The sequence below is a fragment of the Zavarzinia compransoris genome (genome assembly GCF_003173055.1).
Classification (GTDB): domain Bacteria; phylum Pseudomonadota; class Alphaproteobacteria; order Zavarziniales; family Zavarziniaceae; genus Zavarzinia; species Zavarzinia compransoris.
On the sequence record NZ_QGLF01000008.1, the window covers coordinates 179,546 to 187,023 of the forward strand.

Genomic DNA, 7,478 nt, shown 5'->3' on the forward strand with positions numbered 1-7,478 from the left:
CCGTCGCGTAACGCTGAAAGAACCATAAAAATCATGACCGAAGGGGGAGCGACATGCCGGTTCGACAAGGAGGTTCGGCAACGGAGGCCGTGATCGGCCGTATCGGCCGCAAGCCGCCGGCGGCGGGCGGGGGCGACCTGCCCAGCATCGACGATCTCGCCGCGCGCATCCGCTTCTGCCCCAAGGCGGGGCGGATCTGGCTGGATGACAGCCGCATGATCCTGCTGCACGTCCGCTCGCTCGGCGCGCTCAGGAACGAATTGATCGAAACCCTGGGCATCCAGGGGGCGCGTGCCCTGCTCACCCGCATGGGCTATGCCTCGGGGGCGCAGGACGCGGAACTGGCGATCAAGGTGCGCGGCAACGGCGCCCGCGATTTCTTCGATTTCTTCACCGTCGGCCCGCAGCTGCACATGATCGAGGGCATCGTCACGGTCGAGCCGCTGCGCATCGAGCATGACTCGAAGACCGGCCATTTCTTCGGCGAACTGCTGTGGCACGACAGTTGCGAGGACGAGGTCCACATCGCCTCCCACGGCATCGGTACCGAGCCCGCCTGCTGGATGCAGATCGGCTATGCCTCGGGCTATACCAGCGTGATCATGGGCCGGCCGATCCTGTTCCGCGAGGTGGAATGCCGGGCGACCGGCCATGCCGCCTGCCGCATCATCGGCAAGCCGGTGGCCGACTGGTCGGACGCGGACGAGGACATCCGCTATCTCCAGCCCCATGCCTTCGCCAACAAGGCGGACCAGCGCCGCATCGTCGTCGGCCTGACCGCGGATCCGCCGGCGGCGGACATGCCGGCGCCGGCCCCGGCAGTGTCGCCGACGAAGCAATTGGTCGGCGCCTCCGCCGGCTTCAACGTCGTCTGCCATATGATCGAGAAGGTGGCGGGCACCAGCGCCTCGGTCCTGCTGCTCGGCGAATCCGGGGTGGGCAAGGAAATGTTCGCCCAGACCCTGCACCGGATCAGCCGCCGCGCCGCGCGCCCCTTCGTCGCGGTCAATTGCGCGGCCATTCCGGAGAACCTGGTCGAAGCCGAATTGTTCGGCGTCGAGAAGGGGGCCTTCACCGGGGCCGTGGCCTCCCGCCCCGGCCGTTTCGAGCGGGCGGACGGCGGCACCCTGTTCCTCGACGAGATCGGCACCCTCAGCCTCGCCGCCCAGGGCAAGCTGCTGCGCGCCCTCCAGGAAGGCGAGATCGAACGGGTCGGCGACTACCGGAGCCGCAAGGTCGACGTCCGCTTGGTGGCGGCGACCAACGTCAACTTGCGCGCCGGCGTCGCCGACGGCAGCTTCCGCGAAGACCTGTTCTATCGCCTGAACGTGTTCCCGATCCAGATCCCGCCGCTGCGCGACCGGCGGGCCGATATTCCGGTGCTGCTGAACCATTTCCTGCAGTTCTTCGCCGCGCGCCACGGCAAGCTCGTCACCGGCTTCAGCCAGCGCGCGATCACCGGCCTCTATGCCTACAATTGGCCGGGCAATGTCCGCGAACTGGAAAACATGATCGAGCGCGGCGTGATCCTGGCGCCCGAGGGCAGCCCTATCGACCTCTGCCATCTCTTCACCGCCGGCGAGCGGGTCGACCCCTACGTCATGGAAATGGGCGCGGACGGCAAGCTCAGCGACATGTCGCGCGATGCCCGCGAGGGCCGGGTGGGCGAGGTGGTCGATGCCGTGCTCGAAGCCCGCACCCCCCTCGACGAGTTGGAGGAACGCCTGCTGCGCGCCGCCGTCGAGCGCGCGGGCGGCAATTTCTCCGAGGCGGCGCGGGCCCTCGGCCTGTCGCGGGCGCAGCTCGCCTATCGCATGAAGAAGTTCGGCGATGCCGACGATGCCTTCGCCGGCCTGTAATCCCGGGCGGCCCGGTGTTTGGAAATGGTCAAGGCCCGGCCGCCCGCTTCACCAAATGAGCGGGCGGCCCTTGCTGCGGCGCGGCGGAATTCGGCGCCGGCGGCCCGTGTGACCTGGGAAATCATATGCTGCACTGCGAATTTTCATGGTTGGCACGGCACTTGCTAATCGATGTTCGCATCGCGCGGGCCTCCGCCCCCTTTGTCGAGGGCATCGCTGGCTCGGTCTCCGACGCCGCCCGTCGACGCGGGTTCGCGCGCTTTGTAACCGGGGACGCTCTCCTCTCCCCGTATACTTGGCCCGTGGCTTCGGCCACGGGCCATTTTTTTGCCGGACTTGCTGTAATGCAGCATGTCGCGCTGCGCGCGTTCTTGCCGCGCCGCATCATGCGACTTGGCATGTCGCTTGCTTGATAACACCCAAATCGGCGGCAATTTCACCTGAATCGAAAGTAATGCCCCGATGGCACCGGGAACGCCGCGCCGCGGCGAGGGAGGAATAGCATGGCAAGACGTATCGTTCACGCGTGGGGGGCCGAGGCGGTGTCGGCGCTGGTCCTGGCGGCGGGCCTGTCCCCCGCGGCCGCGGAGGTCGAGATCGCCGACGGCCTGACCATCGGCGGCCGGTTGAAGCAGGGCATCGCCCTTGCCTATGACAATAAGGTCACCGGCGGCGGCGTCGAGATCGGCCAGGCGGCCTATCTGATCGAGCTGACCTCGGCATGGCGGCCGGCGGCCAATGTCACGGTGACCGGCGATTTCTGGCTGCGCGGCGACCTCTATCGGGAATTCGGCGGCGAACTCACCGGCCGCGGCATCCAGGATTACAGCAGCCCGGATTTCCGCGACCAGTTCCGCTACCGCCTCGACGGCCGGGGGGCGGGCACGGCGGCGGGGCCGCTGGCCGATCCCCCGCGCATGCCCTTCGGCAGCGAAGACGAGCAGAATGTCTTCCTCTCCGATTTCAACGACGAGATGATCCGCGAACTGGCGGTGAAAGTGACCGATCCCGAGAACCGCTATGCCCTGAAGATCGGGAAATTCGTCCGGGCCTGGGGTCAGTCCGACGGGCTGCGCCTGCTCGACGTCCTCCATGCCCAGGACTATCGCCAGAAATTCATCTTCGGCGATTCCGACGAGATGCGCATCCCCAGCTGGATGACCGCCGTCGATCTCGATCTCGGGCGGCTCGGCCTCGGCGATGCCTTCGAGGCGATCGGCCTCGACAAGCCGCGCCTCGAACTCATCTATATGCCCGAATATCACCACAGCCGTTTCGTCATCAACAATCCGACGCCGGGGGATGCCACCTCGGGCGGGCTCTACGGCCTGCCCTATCCCCTGCTGGCCGACAAGGCGAGCGGGCGGGGCGTGCCCTTTTTCGGCGCCTCGCTCAGCGACAACGAGCCCGACCGCTTCAGCCTGTCGGAACCGACCCTGGGCGGCCGCCTGAAATTCGACGTGCTCGGCGGCGAAGGCACGCTGAACGCGCTCTACGGCTATCAGGACATGCCCATCGTCAAGCTGACCGGGGCGCAGGCGATCATCGGCAATGCCCTGCATGACGGCGGCAATGCCGTGATGGTCGCCCCCCTCGACCTCGCCACCACCGAGGCGGTGGTGCAGGGCCTCTATGTCCCGACGCTCCGCGCCGGCGGCACGGCCCAGGATATTCAGACCAATGTCCTCGGCTGCCCCTATCCGGGCGGGTCCTTCTGTTCGGTCAATGTCCAGTTCGACCTCGACTATCGCTTCCGGCGGAAGCTGGTCGGCGGCAGTTTCAGCCGCGACATGGCCGAATGGCAGCTCGGGCCGAAAGGGGTCTCGCCCGTGCTCCGCACCGAGTTCGCCTATGAATTCGACAAGCCGTTCAACCGCGCCGTCGCCACCACCGTGCTCGGCACGCGGGAAGAGGGGACGGCCGCCCTCATCGTCGATCCCGCGCGGGGCGTTGCCGAGCGGGACCAGATGTCCTTCATGATCGGTGCCGACTATTTCCTCTGGCTGCCGTTCTGGGAAACCCAGGACACCAGCATCTTCACCAGCGTCCAGTTCTTCACCATCCTGACCCCGAACGGCGAAGACCTGCTGTTCCAGGCCCCCTATGCCGCCTATGGCGCCAAGCTGCACAAGGTGCAGAACTACGGCACCCTGCTCGCCAGTCATAATTTCGACGATGGCCGCCTGGGCGCCGAGGTGCTGGTCGTCTACGATCTCCAGAACGACGGCTTCGCCGTCCGCCAGCGCCTGGACTTCAATTATTTCGGCGACCATTGGCGGCCCCGGATCGAACTGACCCATTTCGAGGCCAGTCCCGAACAGGGCGTGCTTGGTATCGCCAACCAGTCCGACAATATCGAATTCTCCCTGACCGCCCAGTTCTGAGCATGCTTCGGCGCGGTGTATCCAGCCTGGATACACCGCGCTCTCGCGCAAGGGTCGCCTTCGCGATTGTTCAAATTCATCGCCGGCCGGTGATCGGTCGATGAAATCAGAAAGATGCGCCGCCGCATGGCAGCCGCGAGACGTGTCGCCCTGCGTCACGGCATTTTGGAAAAATGAGAAATCGCAACGACTTATGAATTCCGCGCTGCGGCATGAGGGCGGTTGGCAACGATCTTGCAGGAAGGGGGGAAACGCGGACATGAGCCGCGATCGATGGGAGGAACGACGCAGTGCGACCGTGCTCGAGACGGGAGATGGCCATGCCCTTTGGGGCGGGCAAGGGTGAAATCGCAGGGCGGATGCCCGCGGACGGCGCGTCGCGCCGCCAGGCGCTGGCGCTTGGGGCCGGTGCCCTGCTGGCGATGCCGCTGATGCCGCGCCTGGCCCTGGCCGCGGCGCCCGAACGGCTTTATCCCGATCCGCTGTTCGGCATCGCGCTTGACGGTGCGGCTTCGGTCGCCACCGGATACCACGGTGCCGTGGCGGTGTCGTCGGGCGCGTCCTGGACCGCGGTCGGCAGCGGCACCCGCGACCTGCTGCGCCGCGTCACCCGGCGTCCCGGCGGCGGCTATGTCGCGGTCAGCCACCGCGGCCGCATTCTCGAAAGCAATGCCGAAGGGCGCGACTGGCGCGTCATCTTCGAGGTTCCGGGCGTCTACCTGCGCGCGGTCGCCTTCGCCTCGGCGGCGGTGGGCTGGGCGGTCGGCCACAACGGCCTCATCCTGATGACCCGCGACGGCGGCAAGACCTGGACCGAGAGCGAGATCGAGGACTACGCCGGCCGTGACAAGCCGCGTCTCAGCGGCATCGCCGCCCTCGACGAGAGCCGGGCGGTCGTCGTCGGCGAATTCGGCGTCGTCGGCCATACGGCGAACGGCGGCAAGACCTGGAATGTGGTGACCGAGCAGGTCTATCCGACCTTGCTCGACGTCTCGATCTCGGGCGACCGCGGCTATGCCGTGGGCCTGAACGGCACGCTGCTGGCCCTGTCGCAGAAACCCGGCGGCGGCTGGGCGGTCGAACCCCAGCCGACCAACACGCAGGCCCATATGCTGGCGGTGGCGGTGCGCGGTTCCGCGGCCCTGATCGCCGGCAACGGCATGCTGCTCAGCCTCGGGCGCTCCGGCTTCCAGCCGGCGTCGATCTCGCCCCAGGTCGATCTGAATTACCTGTGGCTGGGCGGCGTCGCGCTCGGCGACGACGGCCGCGCGGTCGCGGTCGGGCAGGGGGGGCTCATTCTGGCAGCGGCGACGGCGGCGGATACGTTCCAGCCCGCGCCCATTGCCCTTGCCACGCAGGAGGTTGCGCAATGATAGCGACGAGGATAGCGGGTTTTGTGCGCCGTCGTTCGGCGTTGATTGCGGGCTCGATGGTGCTGCTGACGGCGTTTCTGGGCTACATGTCGTTTTCGCAGCTGTCGCTGAAGGTGGTGCTGGAGGCGATGCTGCCGGTGCATCACCCGAACGTCGAACTGATGGCGAAGTTCGGGGCGCAGTTCGGGGGGGCGAACACGACCCTGATCATGGTCGAGAACACCGAGGGCACGGTCTACAACGAGAAGTTCATGACCGCCTACAAGCGGGTGGCGGACGAGATCTTCTTCCACCCCTCGGTGCAGCGCCACCTGGTGCAGGCGCTGACGCTGCGCAAGACCAAGGCGATCGTGGGCTCGGCCGGGCGGATCGACATCAATGCCATCGCCTGGCCGGACCTGCCGCGCACGGAAACCGAATGGGCCAACTTCCAGGCGGCGGTGAAGGCGCAGTACCGTGGCCTGCTGGTCTCGAACGACGAGAAGGCGGGGATGATCATCGCCGACTTCAAGGACGAGACCGATTACGCCACCCTGGTCACCTTCATCGAGGGGCTGGGGGCGCAGGAAGCGGCCAACGGCATCAAGGTCCATATGGTCGGGCGGCCGATCCTGCTCGGCACGATCTACAACGACCTGGGCGCCACCCTGCTGCTGGTCGCGATCTCCCTGGTCTTCTCGGGTCTCATCCTCTACGTCTACTTCCGCTCGTGGATGGGCGTGCTGATCCCGATGCTGACCGCGGGGGTGGGGACGCTGTGGGGCACCGGCGCCATGGCGCTGGTCGGCTATAATCTCGATCCGCTGCTGATCATCCTGCCGGTCTTCGTCTTCGCCATCGTGCTGTCGCACTGCGTGCAGTTCATGTCGCGGGTGTTCGAGCGGCTTCAGCCCGGCGTCGCCATGGGCGATGCGGTGGTCGGCGGCCTGGCCCAGGTCTTCGTGCCCAGCCTGACGGCGATCGTGGCAGCGGCGGGTGGCTTCTTCGTCCTCGTCATGATCGGCGTGCCCTCGCTTCAGGCCCTCGGCATCATCTGCGGCGCCTGGCTGCTGGCGATCGCGCCGGCGCTGATCTTCACGGCCTCGCTGCTGTGCCTGATGCCGCGGCCGCGGCGCTTCCGCGCCCGCACCACTTGGGTGGAGACGGTGTGGAAATACGCCCGCTTCGACCGTTATCCCCGGGTGGTGATCGCGGTCACCGTGGCCTGCCTGGCGGTGGGTGTGTTCGGGGCGCGCTTCGTCGTCATCGGCGATGCGGTGGGCAGCCCGATCCTGTGGCCGGACGCGCGCTACAACCAGGACAATGCGCTGATCAACGAGCGCTTCGCCGGCGTCGGCACCGACACGATGATGGTCTATGTCGAGGGCCCGGACGAGACCATGATCCAGCCCGCGACCTATGCCGCGATCGAGGAACTGTCGCGCTACCTCTGGCAACACGAGCCGAAGGCGCGCCATGCGCTGTCGATGGTGCCGATGGTGCAGGCGGTGAACCAGGTGCTCTACGAGGGCGATCCGTCCTATGCCATCGTGCCGGAGACGGTCGACGAGGTGGCGTTCAACGTCTACCTGTTCTCGTCGAAGGGCGAGCCGGGCGACTTCAAGGCCTATACGGACGAGACCTGGAAGATCGGCAACATCATCGTCTCGCTGGACGACAAGACGGGCACGACGGTGAAATCCGTGACGTCCCTGGCGCGCGACTTCATCGCGTCGATGCCGGCGCTGCCGAACGGGGCCAAGCTCCTGGTGGCGGGCGGCCAGGTGGGCATCGCGGAAGCGGTGAACACGGAGATCGAGACGACCAAGGATGCGGTGCTGATCGCGATCGTGCTGTTCATCGCGGGCTGCATCTTCCTGGCC

At 66.9% G+C, this 7,478-nt stretch carries 4 protein-coding genes; all 4 read left to right on the forward strand.

The genetic code is table 11. From position 1 onward, the window contains the following. The first annotated feature begins 89 nt into the window (after positions 1–89). The gene (locus tag DKG75_RS22215) at positions 90–1,859 is read left to right on the forward strand and encodes a sigma-54-dependent Fis family transcriptional regulator (RefSeq protein ID WP_208112273.1); all 1,770 of its coding nucleotides are present in this window, start codon (positions 90–92) and stop codon (positions 1,857–1,859) included. A gap of 503 nt (positions 1,860–2,362) precedes the next feature. Next, positions 2,363–4,243, forward strand: a complete 1,881-nt coding sequence (locus DKG75_RS22225; RefSeq protein ID WP_109923387.1) for a DUF1302 family protein — start codon at positions 2,363–2,365, stop codon at positions 4,241–4,243. Positions 4,244–4,557: 314 nt separating this feature from the next. Next, the gene (locus tag DKG75_RS22230) at positions 4,558–5,616 is read left to right on the forward strand and encodes a WD40/YVTN/BNR-like repeat-containing protein (protein ID WP_109923388.1); all 1,059 of its coding nucleotides are present in this window, start codon (positions 4,558–4,560) and stop codon (positions 5,614–5,616) included. Positions 5,617–5,639: 23 nt separating this feature from the next. Beyond that, the coding region (locus DKG75_RS22235) for an efflux RND transporter permease subunit (RefSeq protein ID WP_170131907.1) at positions 5,640–7,478 on the forward strand (1,839 nt) is incomplete at its 3' end.